The 16,228-nt window shown below is 46.3% G+C and carries 17 protein-coding genes; 4 read left to right on the forward strand and 13 right to left on the reverse strand.

The window, feature by feature from the left end; genetic code table 11:
* Nucleotides 1–22: 22 nt before the first annotated feature.
* A complete protein-coding gene (locus AAGC78_RS03870) occupies nucleotides 23–1,051 on the reverse strand; it encodes a LacI family DNA-binding transcriptional regulator (RefSeq protein WP_435782721.1) in 1,029 nt (342 codons plus the stop codon).
* Nucleotides 1,052–1,316: 265 nt separating this feature from the next.
* Here AAGC78_RS03870 and fucP point away from each other — a divergent pair, with 265 nt between their 5' ends.
* Nucleotides 1,317–2,639, forward strand: a complete 1,323-nt coding sequence (fucP, locus tag AAGC78_RS03875; RefSeq protein WP_435782722.1) for an L-fucose:H+ symporter permease — start codon at nucleotides 1,317–1,319, stop codon at nucleotides 2,637–2,639.
* A gap of 61 nt (nucleotides 2,640–2,700) precedes the next feature.
* Here the strand turns inward: fucP and moaE are convergent, their stop codons facing one another.
* From moaE to moaC, 3 genes are read right to left on the reverse strand one after another with little or no spacing between them, the layout of a single operon-like run.
* Nucleotides 2,701–3,162, reverse strand: coding sequence for a molybdopterin synthase catalytic subunit MoaE (gene moaE, locus AAGC78_RS03880; RefSeq protein ID WP_435782723.1), 462 nt, complete (start codon nucleotides 3,160–3,162; stop codon nucleotides 2,701–2,703).
* A 1-nt stretch (nucleotide 3,163) separates the two neighbouring features.
* Complete coding sequence (moaD, locus tag AAGC78_RS03885) at nucleotides 3,164–3,409, reverse strand: molybdopterin converting factor subunit 1 (RefSeq protein ID WP_435782724.1); 246 nt, start codon at nucleotides 3,407–3,409, stop codon at nucleotides 3,164–3,166.
* Nucleotides 3,406–3,891, reverse strand: a complete 486-nt coding sequence (gene moaC, locus AAGC78_RS03890; RefSeq protein WP_435782725.1) for a cyclic pyranopterin monophosphate synthase MoaC — start codon at nucleotides 3,889–3,891, stop codon at nucleotides 3,406–3,408. The genes moaD and moaC overlap by 4 nt, the downstream gene beginning before the upstream one ends.
* Nucleotides 3,892–4,017: 126 nt before the next feature.
* On the opposite strand from moaC, the gene dusA reads away from it, so the two are divergent.
* From dusA to AAGC78_RS03905, 3 genes are all read left to right on the forward strand, one after another.
* Nucleotides 4,018–5,034 (forward strand): tRNA dihydrouridine(20/20a) synthase DusA, encoded by a 1,017-nt coding sequence (gene dusA, locus AAGC78_RS03895; RefSeq protein WP_435782726.1) that lies wholly within the window; start codon nucleotides 4,018–4,020, stop codon nucleotides 5,032–5,034.
* Nucleotides 5,035–5,169: 135 nt separating this feature from the next.
* Nucleotides 5,170–6,126: a transaldolase gene (gene tal, locus AAGC78_RS03900; RefSeq protein WP_435782727.1), complete on the forward strand. Its 957-nt coding sequence runs from the start codon at nucleotides 5,170–5,172 to the stop codon at nucleotides 6,124–6,126.
* A complete protein-coding gene (locus tag AAGC78_RS03905; protein WP_435782728.1) occupies nucleotides 6,116–6,574 on the forward strand; it encodes a TerB family tellurite resistance protein in 459 nt (152 codons plus the stop codon). The genes tal and AAGC78_RS03905 overlap by 11 nt, the downstream gene beginning before the upstream one ends.
* A gap of 21 nt (nucleotides 6,575–6,595) precedes the next feature.
* Here AAGC78_RS03905 and AAGC78_RS03910 read toward each other — a convergent pair whose 3' ends face one another.
* The 9 genes from AAGC78_RS03910 to pilW form a co-directional block, all read right to left on the reverse strand.
* On the reverse strand, nucleotides 6,596–7,078 hold the full coding sequence (locus AAGC78_RS03910) for an STAS domain-containing protein (protein WP_435782729.1): 483 nt from the start codon (nucleotides 7,076–7,078) through the stop codon (nucleotides 6,596–6,598).
* Nucleotides 7,078–8,277: a PP2C family protein-serine/threonine phosphatase gene (locus tag AAGC78_RS03915; RefSeq protein WP_435782730.1), complete on the reverse strand. Its 1,200-nt coding sequence runs from the start codon at nucleotides 8,275–8,277 to the stop codon at nucleotides 7,078–7,080. Before AAGC78_RS03915 ends, AAGC78_RS03910 begins: the two co-directional genes overlap by 1 nt.
* Nucleotides 8,278–8,451: 174 nt before the next feature.
* Nucleotides 8,452–9,855 (reverse strand): ribosome biogenesis GTPase Der, encoded by a 1,404-nt coding sequence (der, locus tag AAGC78_RS03920; protein WP_435782889.1) that lies wholly within the window; start codon nucleotides 9,853–9,855, stop codon nucleotides 8,452–8,454.
* 161 nt (nucleotides 9,856–10,016) lie between these two features.
* On the reverse strand, nucleotides 10,017–11,243 hold the full coding sequence (gene bamB, locus AAGC78_RS03925) for an outer membrane protein assembly factor BamB (RefSeq protein ID WP_435782731.1): 1,227 nt from the start codon (nucleotides 11,241–11,243) through the stop codon (nucleotides 10,017–10,019).
* Nucleotides 11,240–11,935 (reverse strand): YfgM family protein, encoded by a 696-nt coding sequence (locus AAGC78_RS03930; protein WP_435782732.1) that lies wholly within the window; start codon nucleotides 11,933–11,935, stop codon nucleotides 11,240–11,242. The genes bamB and AAGC78_RS03930 overlap by 4 nt, the downstream gene beginning before the upstream one ends.
* An 81-nt stretch (nucleotides 11,936–12,016) precedes the next feature.
* Nucleotides 12,017–13,288 (reverse strand): histidine--tRNA ligase, encoded by a 1,272-nt coding sequence (gene hisS, locus AAGC78_RS03935; protein WP_435782733.1) that lies wholly within the window; start codon nucleotides 13,286–13,288, stop codon nucleotides 12,017–12,019.
* 34 nt (nucleotides 13,289–13,322) lie between these two features.
* Nucleotides 13,323–14,447 carry a flavodoxin-dependent (E)-4-hydroxy-3-methylbut-2-enyl-diphosphate synthase gene (gene ispG, locus AAGC78_RS03940; RefSeq protein ID WP_435782734.1) on the reverse strand — a complete coding sequence of 375 codons (1,125 nt, stop codon included), beginning with the start codon at nucleotides 14,445–14,447 and terminating at the stop codon, nucleotides 13,323–13,325.
* Nucleotides 14,448–14,475: 28 nt separating this feature from the next.
* Nucleotides 14,476–15,411: a RodZ domain-containing protein gene (locus AAGC78_RS03945; protein ID WP_435782735.1), complete on the reverse strand. Its 936-nt coding sequence runs from the start codon at nucleotides 15,409–15,411 to the stop codon at nucleotides 14,476–14,478.
* A gap of 26 nt (nucleotides 15,412–15,437) precedes the next feature.
* Nucleotides 15,438–16,223: a type IV pilus biogenesis/stability protein PilW gene (pilW, locus tag AAGC78_RS03950; protein ID WP_435782736.1), complete on the reverse strand. Its 786-nt coding sequence runs from the start codon at nucleotides 16,221–16,223 to the stop codon at nucleotides 15,438–15,440.
* Between the last annotated feature and the right edge of the window lie 5 nt (nucleotides 16,224–16,228).

The following is a 16,228-nucleotide window of genomic DNA, read 5'->3' on the forward strand; positions in this document are numbered from 1 at the left end:
TTTATGGAGCAAAAATAAATTGTCATTTGTCTTTTGGCTTAACTAACGCTCCCGTCGATTCGCGCGTAATAATGCTGGAGCTCAACATACTTGCGGGCAATTGAATTTCACGCCCCTTTAATTGTTTAAGCAATAAATCAGTAGCCTTTTTTGCCATCTGCCGAATAGGCTGGCGAATTGTTGTGAGTGCAGGCCAAATTTGATGTGCAACTGGAGTATCGTCAAAACCAGCCACCGATAATTGTCCGGGAATCTTAATACCCAATTGATGCGCAACCATCATCACACCTGCGGCCATATCATCGTTAGCAGCAAAAATTGCCGTTGGTCGCTGCGCATCGGCCAATAATTTTTTCCCGCAGGTTTCACCAGATTCAAACGAGTTATCGCCCTGCTCTACCAAATTTTTCAGCAATGGCAAATCGTTTTCCACCAATGCAGCTTTGTAGCCTTCAAAGCGCAGCGACATAGCGCGATGATCCGGATGACCACAAATAAAACCAATGCGTGTATGCCCCAATGCGATGAGCTGACAAGTCATATCGTATGACGCCTCTTCATCGTTGGTTTCTACATAAGGAGAGAGCGATTTATTTTCTGTCGGCGCCACGCGTACAAATGGAATGTTCATTTTTTTTAGCAGATTAATAACATTCATATTGTCGGATAACGGCGGCGTCAGCATTACACCATCCACGCGCTTTTCCAGAATCAAATCCGTGACTTCACTGATCAAATTAGGATCGCGATGAATGGCAGGATGCACAAGTAATTCATAGCGCTGTGGGCGACATATTTCCAACACACCTTCCTGGATATCCAATACGTAATGCGCACTGGGATGACCGTAAATCAGACCGAGAAGATAGGAGCAATTACCAGCCAAACTGCGCGCTGATTGGTTTGGGCGATAATCCAATGCACTGATTGCCGCCTCCACTTTCTCACGAGTTGCCGGACGCACATTGGGCTCATTATTCACAACACGCGACACAGTTTTCATGGACACGCCCGCCAACGCGGCGACATCATCGATGGTTGCTTTTGCCACAGTACTTACCTCGGATAGATTTTTATCGCTCTTGTTATTACAGGCCGGTTTTATCGACAGCCAACGGATTATTGGCAACACAAATTAAGTCACAATGACAATAAGACAAATGTGACGCAAGTGATTGTAAACCGGGAACAAACAATGTGACAGCCTTATGAGCTTGGATTATAGTACCGCGCGCTTGGCGCACGCTTTCAATCGGCAATCGTCAATTTTAGACCACGACAACGACAGACCATTTTTATAACAACGAGGTAGAACCATGGCCAGCATTCCGCAAGGCTCATCAACACAACACGGTTCGGTGGACACAGGCAACAACACTGTGCCCCTGATCATCATCACCATCCTGTTTTTCATGTGGGGATTATTAACATCAATGAACGATGTTTTGATTCCTCATCTTAAAAGTGTTTATACACTGAGCTATACCCAGGCAATGCTGGTGCAATTTTGCTTCTTCGGCGCCTACTTTGTTATCTCCTTGCCAGCTGGCGCTCTGATCAAAAAGCTGGGCTACCAAAACGGTGCTGTAGCAGGCTTGCTGATCGCCGCGTCGGGATGCGCATTGTTTTATCCAGCGGCTACTAGCGGATATGCAGTTTTCCTTCTCGCTCTGTTTATCCTTGCATCAGGCATCACCATTTTACAAGTTGCGGCTAACCCCTACGTAACCGTACTTGGCCCAGCCAGAACTGCATCAAGCCGTTTAACGCTGACCCAAGCATTTAACTCTCTGGGGACAACAATTGCCCCATGGTTAGGCGGCATTTTAATTTTGGGCGGCGCAGTATTAACTGCAGACCAATTAGCCTTATTGCCAGCAACTGAACTTGCAGAATACCGCGCGAAAGAAGCCGCTGCCGTTCAAGGCCCATACCTTGCCCTCGCGGCAGCGTTAGTTGGCTTGGCATTATTTTTTGCCTTCGCTAAATTGCCAAAAATCCAACACAACGATGAGCCAGGTGTTACTGGTGATGTTTCATCAAGCAAAGAGTCTGCGCTTTCACACAAGCACTTAGTATTAGGTGCTATCGGTATCTTTTTATATGTGGGCGCAGAAGTAGCCATTGGTAGCTTCTTAATTAACTTCTTCGGCGAAGCACACATCGCGGGCTTGAAAGAAGCTGACGCTGCTCACTTGGTGAGTTACTACTGGGGTGGTGCGATGGTTGGCCGCTTTATCGGCTTCGCAGTAATGCGCTATGTCAGCCCGGGCAAAACACTTGCGTTTAACTGTATCTGCTCAGTATTGCTTATCTTAACGGCCGTATTCACCGAAGGTAAATTGGCGATGTGGGCGATTATCGCAGTTGGTTTGTTTAACTCGATTATGTTCCCAACCATCTTCAGTATGGCACTGCACAACCTTGGTAAATTTACCGGTCAAGGGTCAGGCATTTTGTGTATGGCGATCGTTGGTGGTGCGTTAGTACCATTACTGCAAGGCGCCTTGGCTGATACCCTTGGCCTGCAATTGTCCTTCCTGCTGCCTGCAGCTTGCTATCTGTACATCATGTATTTCGGTCTTAAGTTTGCAGGTATTTACAAAACTGCACCAACTTCAGAACCAGGCCATTTGTAATTCCTGATTCTGCAGGTCAAAAAAATGGGCGCTATTGCGCCCATTTTTTTATTACCTGTTATTACTCATTTTTCCAACGCAAGCTCGCTGTTACATCTTTGGAATTCTCTTCTATCCACAAAGCCCCCTGCCCGGTTAATTCCTTTTTCCAAAAAGGCGCCTGCGTTTTTAAGAAATCCATTAGGAATTCGGCGGCTTGGAAAGCATGCTCGCGATGCATACTCGTCACACCCACAAATACAATTTGATCACTCACATGCAATTCGCCAACACGATGCACAATGCGGGCAGCAATTAATTCCCAGCGAGCCCTTGCTTCATCCAGAATTTGCTGCAAAATTTTTTCAGTCATACCAGGATAGTGTTCGAGCGATAAACTTTTTACATCGCGCGCGTAATTGGTATCGCGCACTCGCCCCACAAAAAAGACCACCGCACCTGCTGCAGTATCATCGGAAATTAGAGCACCGTACTCACTGCCCACATCAAAATCTTGTGTTTGTATCGCAATAGAAAAAGACATATCAACCTCCGGTAACCGGTGGGAAGAAAGCCACTTCATCACCCGATTTTACCGACGCATCTGATTTTGCATATTCGTGATTGATTGCAACCAACAACTTACCGGCAAAAAATTGCTCCCATTGCGGATTTTTACCCAACAGATATTCTTTGAGTTCAGCAACATCTCTGATATGGCTCGCAGGAACCTGTACCTCGGCAACGCCCAATTGCTCACGCAGCTGAGCGAGGAATAAAACCTTAATCATTGATTACTCTCCTCGCGCACATAATGGCCTCGGCGCCCACCCAATTTTTCCAGCAGACACACCTGCTCAATCACCATTTCCATATCGACCGCTTTACACATGTCGTAAATAGTTAACGCCGCAATGCTCGCTGCTGTAAGCGCTTCCATCTCCACACCGGTCTGGCCAGTGAGCTTGCAATAGCTGGTAACTTCGACTGCAGATTGCTGGTCATCAATTACAAAATCCACCGCAACTTTACTGAGCGCCAGTGGATGACAAAGCGGGATTAAATCGGCGCACTTCTTTGCTGCCTGAATACCTGCAATTCGCGCAACGGCCAGAACATCACCTTTTTTCAAGCTATTCGCTTTAATTTGCTCCAGCGTTCCCGGCTTCATTAGCACTCGTGCAAATGCGCGGGCTTCACGCACGCTGGCGGGTTTTTCCGACACATCCACCATGCTGGCGTGCCCTTGGGAATCTATATGGGTAAGAGACATAGGTAGCTCGTCCTATTCGATAGCTCGCACTTTACCGTGCAGCGAAGGGTAAATATCGTTATCATAAAACACCTGTCGGCCAAGACCGCACTTTTATTTCCCCTCGCAACAGAATTCCACAACGCAATGACTTCTATCCAACCTCTTGATCGCCGTTTCACGCTTGCCCCGATGATGGAGTGGTCGACGTCTGATTGCCGCACCTTTTGGCGATTACTGACACAAAAAGCCGTGCTTTATAGCGAGATGGTTACAACAGGAGCGCTGCTGCATGGCGATAAATCCCGCTTTCTGGATTACAACGCCTGCGAGCACCCATTAGCACTGCAATTAGGCGGCAGCGACCCTGTCGCGCTGGCTGAATGCGCACGCATCGCGGAAGATTGGGGCTACGATGAGGTCAACTTGAATTGCGGCTGCCCAAGTGACCGCGTGCAAAATGGCATGATTGGGGCCTGCTTGATGGCCGAACCAGAGCTGGTTGCAGACTGTATTGCTACGATGCAAAAGGCGGTAAAAATCCCTGTCACAGTCAAGCACCGTATCGGGATTGACGATATGGAGGATTACGAAGGCTTGGTGAAGTTTGTCCAAACAATTGCTGAAACCGGCTGCAATACGTTTATTGTGCACGCGCGCAAAGCTTGGCTTAAAGGCCTTAGTCCGAAGGAAAATCGTGAGGTGCCGCCCCTGCAGTACGATAAGGTGTACCAGTTGAAGCAGGACTTCCCGCACTTGAATATCCTCATCAATGGCGGCATTACCACGCTGGAGCAAAGCAAAAATCTTTTGCAACATGTCGATGGCGTAATGATCGGACGCGAAGCCTACAGCAACCCTTACCTTTTGGCCCAAGTCGATCAACTTATCTACGGTATTGATAAGCCAATCGTGAGCCGCGATGAAGTCATGCAAAAATTTATGATTTATTGCGAGAAAGAGTTGTCCAAAGGTGCACGACTTAATCATTTAACACGCCATATTTTAGGCCTATATCAAGGACTTCCCGGCGCGCGCCAATTTCGTCGGATTATCAGTGAGCAAGCACATAAACCGGATGCAGGAATTGAAGTACTTGAACGCGCCCTTGCAACCTTAAATGAGTTACCATTAGCACATTCGGTTGGAGCCGGGACTGCTTAAGGCCTTCAACACTATTGGATTATCAGCTTATAAAAAATGACTGCTTTCCACATAAAGTCATTGAGACTATAATATATCTGACGGCAATAAAACGAAGATCAACCACTTGTACTTTCAGAGAATAGGATTAGCACTGTGACTAGTAAACTTGAACAACTGAAGCAATTTACCGATGTAGTCGCCGATACCGGCGATATCGAGGCCATCCGCCTGTATAAACCGCTGGATGCCACTACTAACCCATCGCTGGTATATAAAGCCGCGCAAATGCCGCAATACCAGGATCTGCTCACCGCATCTATTAATGCCAGTAAAGGCATTACCAACAGCGCTCAACAACTGAGTGCTGCGTGTGATCATTTGGCAGTAGGCATAGGTTTGGAAATTTTGAAAATCGTTCCAGGCCGTATTTCTACCGAAGTTGATGCTCGCTTGTCTTTTGATACCAAAGCATCTATCGCCAAGGCTCACGAATTAATCAGTCTGTATGAAAAAGGCGGCGTTGATAAGTCGCGCGTACTGATCAAACTTGCATCTACCTGGGAAGGTATTCGCGCAGCAGAAGTTTTGGAAAAAGAAGGCATTAACTGTAACCTGACCTTGCTGTTCGGCTTCAACCAAGCAGCTGCTTGTGCTGATGCGGGTGTATTTTTGATTTCACCATTCGTTGGCCGCATTCTGGATTGGTACAAAGCCAATACTGACAAAAAAGAATACACCGCAGAAGAAGATCCAGGCGTAGTTTCTGTTCGTCACATTTACAACTACTACAAGCAAAACGGCTACAAAACTGTAGTAATGGGCGCAAGCTTCCGTAACCTGGGTGAAATCGAAGCCCTGGCTGGCTGTGATCGTTTGACTATCAGCCCACAATTGCTGCAAGAGCTGGATCAAGATAAAGGCGAATTGAAGCGCGTACTCTCCCCAAGCAACACCGGTGAAGCAATCGCAAAACGCCTTGAAACTGAAGCAAGCTTCCGCTTTGGTTTGAATCAGGATGCAATGGCAACCGAAAAATTGGCCGAAGGCATTCGCGGTTTTGTGAAAGACCAGATCAACCTTGAGAATTTGTTGAAAACCCGTGCTCAATAAACTCTCGCGCTTTATCGAACGCCACCTGCAGCCTGCAGGTGGTGCTTCGCCTACCCTTTCCGACCACCAAAAACAATTGGCGGTTGCTGCATTACTTGTAGAAGTGGCGATGGCTGATCATCAATTTTCCGATGCAGAATTGCAAAACATTAGCGCCATTCTCAAGCGCAAGTTTACGCTGTCATCAGAAGAGCTAGATGAATTAGTCAATCTGGCAAAACATGAAACAAACCACGCAACATCGCTCCATCAATTTACCCAATTGATAAATCAATATTGCAACCAGGATGAGAAATTTAATTTGGTGAAAGCAATGTGGGAAATGGCTTATGCGGATGGCGATTTAAATAAATACGAAGATTACATTATTCGTAAAGTGGCAGATTTGATTTACGTGCCGCACACGGAATTTATCCGCGCGAAAAGTTTGGTCAAAGCCAGTCTGTAGTAGAAAAAACAGAATAAATGGTTAGCAATTTTCCAACATGTTGACCAAATTGCGGAAGGTGTCAGCATTACTCGCGTTTAATCCCATCAGAATTTTATGCGCTTCAATCACCTTTTCTTTTACTTCTTTTTCATCACAATTGATGCAGTTTAAGGGCTTGCCACCCAGCACTGGCGCATCCAACTTATCGACAATTGTAAATATATCGCTGAAACCCATTGTTTGCAGAATGCGCTGGATACTTGGATTGCTCGCCAATACCACCGGCATAATTCCACAGCGCTCTTGCCCAAGGATGGAGATTTTTGCCATCAAACCCAAGGTAGTACTATCGATAGCTTCAGCATCCGAGAGATCAAACAATACCGAGGTAAAGTTTTCACTCTTGAACATGGCATCGATAAATTGGTCGAACGAAATGCACAATGTCAGGCGCACATCGCCCACCATTTTGATCACGTAAACGCCATTGTGGTCAGCAACCAATATTTGACCGGCTTTCATCAACAAACACCTCGGGATATGGACAAGACTGCAATGTCATCCGGGTTATCGCGAACTTCTTTTATAACTAAAGTATTGCAGACGGAATCTAAATCGCCACTGCTTGAAGCGATTAGTTGTAACAAATGCGCTTCTTTTTCCTGCAACTCTGTTTGGGGCAAGGTCTCCAGAACACCATCAGAGAAACAAACCAATGCAAATTTCTCCGGCAATTGGCGCTCATAAACCTCCCAGCCTATCTCTTTAAAAATACCAACCGGTTTGCCACGCCCGGTTAAATATTCCGCACCATCAGCAGTCAGCAGGATCGGCATAGGCAGATGACCTGCGACCACGAAATGCATCTGGTGGGTAACCGTATCAATTACTCCCACAAATAGCGTCAAATGGTGACTTAATCGAGTCTCATGCAATTCACGATTAATCTGGCGCAGCATAAGGTCAGCACCTTGTGCGAAGGAGTTTTCATCGCCAAACAATCCTTCCTCGCGCACCATGCGGCTGACGAGATGCTTGAGCCAGATAGTCACAAATGCGGACGATGCACCGTGCCCGGAAACGTCAGCAAGGTAAAAAGCGAGATAGCGCTTCTTGATATGGGCGTAATCGACAAAATCCCCACTAAGAAATAATGACGGGACAATCGTATGCGCCGCCGTATATCCCTCTTCGGTAGTTAGGCCAGAGGGCATTAAGCGGCGCTGAACTCGTCGACCAGCAATTTGGTCGCGCTCAAGAATGCGCAAATTTTCTTTCAGCTCGCGATTCGCCCCTTCCAACTGAGCACGGTAACGCTGGTTTTCTTCCTCAAGATCTTGTCGATCGAGCACTTTACCGATGGAGTGAACCAATACCTCCAAATCAACAACCGGCTTAATGAGATAGTCGCGCGCGCCCAAGCGCAACGCAGTCACGACATCATTCATTACACCTGCCCCGGAAATGACAATGACAGGCAGCGATGCGTAACGCTCATGCAACGTCTGCAACAATTGCAAACCATCGCCATTAGGCATACGTAAATCGGTAATAATGAGATCAGGGAGGAAATTTTCAGGAGAGGCAAGTAATTCCAGCGCGGCAGTAGCATCAGCTGCAGAGTGCACACAGAACCCGCTATCCGTCAGATAGGTCACAATACTCTGGCGGACAAGGGTGTCGTCATCGATGATAAGCAGCTTGCGGCTTGCGGGTGTCATCTTATGCTCGGGCTGTTATTGAAACATATGAATTAAGGGTAGTTCCATAAGGCGCGTAACACTACTCCTTCACTCTAAAGAGCGCAAGCTATAGAGACGAAAGCATCTAAAGCTTGGCTGATTAAGTTTTGTTTAACAACATTTCGCCCCATTGAGGTGCAACTCAATGATCTATTATTTGGGGCGATTCCGGTTTTTATCACGCTCTGCCTTACGACGCATATCAACCAGCTGTCGCTGGGTCATCTTGCTTTTGCGTTCAGAATAAGGGTTTTCATTATTACGGAATTCGATTTTTATCGGGGTTCCGTGCAAATCGAGCACACGACGAAAAGTCTTTTCAAGATATTTAGTGTAATGACTGGGAACATCATTAGTTTGATTGCCGTGAATGACGATGATCGGTGGATTGTGACCACCCGGGTGCGCATAGCGTAACTTGATACGACGCCCCTGAATCATCGGAGGCTGATGTTCACGCACTGCATCTTGCAGGATGCGCGTAAGGAAGTTGGTACTGAACTTATCCGTCGCCGATTGATAAGCCAATTCAATCGATTTATACAGATTGCCAACTCCAGTTCCATGTAAGGCAGAAATAAAGTGAATGGTGGCAAAATCCACAAAGCGCAGGCGCCGCTCTATTTCACTCTTAACATATTGTTTGTGTGCGTCATCAAGACCATCCCATTTATTCAATGCGATAACCAGTGCCCGCCCTGCTTCGATGGTTGTGCCCATCAAATGCAGATCCTGCTCAACAACACCTTCACTGGCATCCATCACCAATACCACAACGTTGGCATCAGCAATTGCCTGCATGGTTTTAACGATGGAAAACTTTTCCACCATTAAATCGATATTTTTACGGCGGCGAACACCAGCGGTATCAATCAGCGTGTAAGGTTTATCAAATCGGGTGTAGTTAATGTAAGTGCTATCGCGTGTGGTGCCAGGCTCATCATAGACAACTACTCGCTCTTCACCCAGCAAACGATTAACAAGGGTAGACTTGCCAACATTTGGCCGGCCAACAATCGCAATTTTGATCCCGGTAGCCTCATCAGCCTGATAGTCCTCAGGTAGTTCGGGAATATCTGCGAGCACTTCTTCCATGAGCGACCTGACACCACGTCCATGGCTGGCGGTTGTTGGATGCACCTCGCCAAGCCCCAATTCATAGAAAGGCGCTAAGGCGATATCCGGGTCCATACCATCAATTTTATTGGCAACCAGATAGGTCTTTTTGTTATTGACCCGCAAATGCTTGGCAATCAACTCATCGGCAGGGTTCAAACCCGCACGACTATCCACAATAAATAACACTATGTCGGCTTCTTGAACTGCCAGCAGCGACTGGCCAGCCATCATGCTATCAATCCCCTCTTCCTCACCGCTGATACCACCAGTATCAATTACGATAAAGCGGCGATTCTCCAGCACACCCTCGCCATATTTACGATCACGAGTAAGGCCGGGATAGTCAGCCACAAGTGCGTCACGCGACTGAGTAAGGCGGTTAAAAAGAGTGGATTTACCCACATTTGGACGGCCAACAAGTGCTATTACTGGGATTATCATAGAAATATCAATTTGGATAAAAAAATCATTTTGGTAATGCGACATGAATAGCCGCATAAATTCAATGCGCCAAAAACAAAACCAGCCGCTGTAGATTTTACCTTATTAATTTAAGGCAAACTCAAGCGGCTGGTTATTGTAGCGGGAAAGCGTGGAAACTATTTATCCTTTTCTGCCTGAAAGGCAATCAGCTTCCCACGATTGGTGTATACGTACAGGATCTCACCATCAGTCAACATCGGAGCACGTGCGCCCTTTCTATCAACTCTGGTACGCGCAACAAATTCACCGTCACTTTGGTTAACTACGTGCATATAGCCTTCAAAATCAACAACAGCAACGTAATCACCAAATACCTGCGGGCCATTCAGCATACGACGCAACATTTGCTCGTTACTCCAGAGTTGTTCGCCTGTCGCTGAGCTATAAGCCACCAACTTACCATCGGCATGGGCAACGAAGAGCCTGTCAGTGGAAACAGCAATACTCTCACTAGTAGAACCATCCACACCCCAAAGAGGGCTGCCAGTTCCACGCGCCAACGCACTAATGCGGCCTTGGTAAGTGCCCACGTAAATTACACCATCTTTAATGATCGGGCTTGCATGGATATCAACCATACGCTCCAATTCGGAACGGCCTTTTGGCGAAGCAATACGCTGCTCCCACAGAATCAAACCATTGGCAGGATTGAATGCCATCATACGACCATTGGAGAAACCGGCATAAATTGCAGTGTCGGTAACAATCGGAGAGGGAGTTCCACGCAAAGTGAGTACTGGCGGAGGATTATCATAAAACCAAAGCTGTTCGCCGGTTTTGGCATCCAACGTAAACAATTTACCATTTACCGTCTGTGCAGCAACAACACTACCATTAGTGCGCGGGGCAGAAACAACCTCACCGGGAAGCTGCTTACGCCAAAGCTCATCGCCAGTGTCTTTAGACAACGCCATGACTTCACCGGCATAAGTAGCTACCAATAGCAGACCATTTTCTGCTGCAATCCCACCAACAATTTGACGGTTAGGATCCGTCGCAACGAAAAAGCTCTTCAGCCAAGTCCAGAGACCTTGCTGTTCTTTATTAACTTTACGTGTCCACAATTTTTTTCCGGTCTTGTTATCAAGGGCAACAACCAGACCTTTATAATCCACTGCATAAATAGCATCGCCATCCAATGCAGGAGTGAGACTACTAAACCCTTTGTTTTGACCATCACCTATGCCACGACTCCACACTTTATCGAGATCAAGAGTCTCCTTGAAGTCGACAAGTTCCATTGGCTCATTACCTGTTTTTTTACTAAACCAGGAACAGCCAGACATAGCGAATGCACAAAGCAATACCAGCCAGCTCAGGTGCCTCACAGAGACTTGCATCATTGAGCCTTCTCCCCAGCAGCAACTGCAGGTGAAGCATCTACTTTCAGATCATCTACTTTCATTTGCAATAACATGAAACGCTCTTGTTGTTGAGAATCGGTTGCTGCTAACGCCTTTTCGTAGGCAGTACGCGCTGCATCCAGATCACCTTGTAATTTGAGAATATCACCGCGAGCCTCTGCGTATTCTGCAGTAAATGCAGCAGCTGGCTCTGGAGACAATTGTGCCAACGCATCGGCGTATGCTTTTTGAGCAGTTAACACGCGCGCAAGACGCAAGCGAGCAAGCTGCTCAGTAGCGGCTTCGGGTTTGGCAGACAAAACCCATTTAAGTTCAGTCGCCGCCACATCCAATTTATTGTCATCTACAGCCAGTTTCGCAAGGAAAAATGCAGCACTGTGTGCGTACATACTATGTCTATTGGCATCTTTTAATTCACCGGCAAGATGAGTGATAGTCGCTTTATCTGAATCGCTCAATGTTTTACCCGGCTCAGCATTAGCAAGCTTGAGCAACTGCTCATAAACCTCTGATGCATTCTCTGCTTTTTGACGCTTTTGATCCTGCCAGGTCGTAAAACCAAAATAGCCAACCACCGCAATCACTACCGCAATGACTACAGTTTTACCGTAGTCCTTCCACCAGCGCTTTAATGATTCAATTTGTTCTTCTTCTGAAAGATGTACGCTCACAATTGGCTCCTAATGACCTTAGCGCAATGCGCAAAAATTAAATGATTTTTAAAACGTTATTTTTTTACTCGACCAATTGCTTTACTCAAGCTGAAAGAGATAAGCAATCGCATCATCAAAAGTGAGCGTTTGCTGCTCAATTTCTTCGCGCAAAAATTTAATAGTTACCTTGCCAGCTTGTGCTTCATCCTCACCCAGAATCAGTGCGATATCAGCGCCACTTTTGTCGGCTTTTTTCAATTGGTTTTTAAAATTACCACCGCCACAATTGGTCAACAAACGAACAAATGGCAACTCATCGCGGATTCTTTCAGCAAGCTGCATTGCTGTAGATTGAACATCCCCCACAGCAACCAGGTAAATGTCAGCCTGCTGATCCAGACCTTCAGGTACGACTTCTGCGGCTTGTAACAGTAAAACAAGACGCTCAAGACCTATACCAAACCCAACAGCAGGGGTCGATTTTCCACCCAACTGCTCCACCAAACCATCGTAACGTCCGCCAGCACAAACTGTGCTCTGGGCACCTAACTTATCGGTCACCCATTCGAACGCCGTTTTACCATAATAATCGAGCCCGCGCACCAAGCGCGAATTAACCACATAGCGGATACCCGCCGCATCAAGCAACGACTTTAATCCTTCGAAATGCGCGCGCGACTCTTCATCCAAATAGTCAAGTAGCACTGGCGCACCATTAAGCAAAGCCTGGGTGTTCGCATCTTTGGAATCGAGAATACGCATGGGGTTGGTAGAAAGACGACGCTTACTATCCTCATCCAACTGGTCTTGCACATTACTCAGATATGCGACGAGCGCATTTTTATAGGCCAGACGTGCATCAGCGCTGCCCAATGAGTTGATTTGCAGTTGAACATGATCAGCAACACCAAGCTCGCGCAAGATGCGCGCACTCAATACCAATACTTCAGCATCAATATCCGGCCCCTGGATACCAAACGTCTCAACACCAATCTGGTGAAACTGACGATAGCGGCCTTTTTGCGGGCGCTCATGGCGAAACATTGGCCCCATATACCACAAGCGCTGGGTTTGATTGTAAAGCAAACCATTTTCTTCACAGGCACGAACGCAACAAGCTGTCCCTTCAGGGCGCAATGTCAGACTGTCACCATTGCGATCCTCGAAGGTGTACATCTCTTTTTCGACAATATCAGTGACTTCACCAATCGAGCGCTTGAATAACTCGGTTGACTCAACAATCGGAAAACGAATTTCCTGATAGCCATAACGAGCCAAAATATCGGTAACGACACCTTCAACGTATTGCCATAACGGAGAATCTGCCGGTAGCAGATCATTCATGCCGCGAATCGCCTGGATTTTTTTCAATTTCAAACCTTAACTGTTACAAACTAAAAAGCAGTTACGCTTTAGCAATAATGTTTTTTGCATCAGCATCCATCTGCGCTTGTTTTTGCGCTGCTTTTGCACGAATTAAACGCTCAAGACTATCAACCAGATTTTCGTTGGTTAACTTCTGGTTTGGCTCACCATCAATGTAAATCAAATTACTGGGCGTGCCGCCAGCAAGGCCCAAATCAGCCTCTTTCGCCTCACCTGGACCATTCACTACACAGCCAATAACGGCAACATCCAGCGGAACGGTGATGTCTTCTACGCGCTGCTCAAGATCATTCATCGTCTTGATCACATCAAAGTTTTGGCGCGAACAACTTGGGCAGGCAATAAAATTCACGCCCTTGCTACGCAAACGCAAACTGCGCAGCATATCCCAACCTACTTTAATCTCTTCAACTGGATCCGCAGCGAGCGACACACGAATAGTGTCGCCGATACCATCCATCAAAAGCGCACCCAAGCCAATCGAGGATTTCACTGTACCCGAACGCAAACCACCCGCCTCGGTTATCCCCAAATGCAGTGGTTGATCAATCAATTTGGCAAGCTTGCGATAAGCCTCAACCGCCATAAAAACATCAGACGCTTTTACGCTGACTTTAAAATTTTGGAAATTTAATGAATCCAAAATCTCAACGTGGCGCAACGCTGACTCCACCAAGGCATCCGGTGTTGGCTCGCCATATTTTTTTTGCAAATCCTTTTCAAGCGAGCCAGCGTTAACACCAATACGAATTGGGATGTTTAGATCACGCGCTTTATCCACTACAGCTACAATGCGTTTTTCACGCCCGATATTACCCGGATTAATCCGCAAACAATCTACACCCAAATCAGCCACACGCAGCGCAATGCGATAGTCAAAATGAATATCAGCAACCAATGGGATGCTCACTTGCTTGCGAATTTCACCGAAGGCTTCAGCTGCTTCCATACTGGGTACAGAAACACGAATAATATCTGCGCCTGCAGCTTGAATACGGCGAATCTGACCGACGGTTGCTTCCACATCAGTCGTTTCAGTGTTAGTCATACTCTGCACTGAAATTGGTGCATCGCCTCCGACAGGCACATTACCCACCATAATTTGGCGAGATTTACGACGCTTTATTGGGGACTCGCAATGCATATATATTCCTGATCAATTTTTACGAGATTTAGTTGCGAGTGGTATTACTCACTTTCAATCGCAGAACCTTTGTCCCCGATGCAGGGACAAATGTCACATCATCACCATTCAATTCAATTTTTGCGGCGGAGGCATTGCCAAGTATCACATCAAAAGGTGCCTTCCCCTGAAGCGTTATGCTAGAACCACTCGATTGCAAATCCGAAATTAAGGCATCTCCATTTGCATCACTCACTTCGAGCCAGCACTCTTGTGCAAAACTAAGCGTAATCTTATCCAAGCTATTAATATTGGGCTGCTGAACCATTGATTGTGTTTGCACTGATCCGGCGCTGGAGGAAATACTACTATTGGCTTGGATTGGACTCACTGAGCTGGCACCTTGTAACATCTCTGGCGCAACAGCCGCTTCAGTAGTAGCTGCTGTTGATACAGCAGAATCACTCACAGATGATTGACTCGAACTCAAATCGGTAACAACCGGAATATCCAATGAGGTAATCGCAGGAGAAACTGCTGCCGCAGCAGGTCGATCATAAGTTTGCTGTTGGCGGTTATCAAAAAACCAGATTGAAACCAGCCACAAAACCAATAACGCGACTAGAACTAAAACGATAAATTGCCAAAGAGGTTTATTAGCGGACTCTACACGCTGCGGTAAAACCTGCTCAACAAGACCATGCATTTGAGCATGGCGATCATATGCCGCTAATATCTGCGCAACATCAAGCTTTACCAATGTGGCATATGAACGCAGATAACCCCGGGTGAATGTATCCGATCCCATATGGCGATAATCATCCGACTCAAGTGCGCGCACTTTAGTCAGTGTCATATACAATTCTTTTGCAACCTGCTCCTGATTCAGACCTGCACGCTCCCTCGCCCAGATTAATAATTTACCCGGAGAAAGTTCGCGAAAACGATTATCGTCTAGCGGCTTTTTATCATCATCAGAAAACATCAAATACTCGTCTATCTAATCATTACTTACATCATTGTTTGCTTGTATTCCAAATATTCTTTGGAGTACGGAAAGCGATTTTTCAACACCAACAAATAACTGGCTTCTTTATCCTTGTTACCAAATATTCGCTCCAATCGAATACCAAGCAACAAAGCTTTTGGGGATTGCTGCCCTAGCGCCTGGTAGCGATCGAGATGTTTTTTTGCATCGGCATATTCTTGTTTTTGAAAAGCAATTTCGGCCAGTTCAATATGCGGATCAGGAATCCCACGATCCAACACCGAAGCATGCTCAAAAGCCGCCTTGGCTCGCTCATTTTTTCCAAGCAACAATGCAGTACGCCCCACATTCACTAAAGCTGAAGCTCTACCATCGTAGTCAAGATCAGATGCAGCCAACTCAAATTGTTTTAACGCCTCTTCGTAACGCTTAGCGCCGAATAAAAACACTCCATAGTTATTATTAGCGAGGGTAAAATTCTTTTTTTGCTTGATTGCTTTTTTAAACGTTTCCTCGGCCAGAACAGATTCACCCTCCAGCTGATAAAGCCTTGCCATTGCCTCGGTCGCATCAGGCGAATTACTACTAATCTCTGCTGCCTTGCGCAAATGGTGACGAGCAGATTCACGATTCCCTTTATCAATATATCCTTGCGCCAACTTGATGTGCAGCTCTAATGATTTTGTTTTATCTACTTGACGGTTAGCTTTTCCGGTTTTACCTGATGAAGCACATCCAGCAAGCAATGTCACAGTAACAACAGATACCAACGCTAATTTCAGCAATCTTATAAAATTATTCATTTTCATTACTG

It is taken from the genome of Cellvibrio sp., assembly GCF_039207905.1.
GTDB lineage: Bacteria > Pseudomonadota > Gammaproteobacteria > Pseudomonadales > Cellvibrionaceae > Cellvibrio.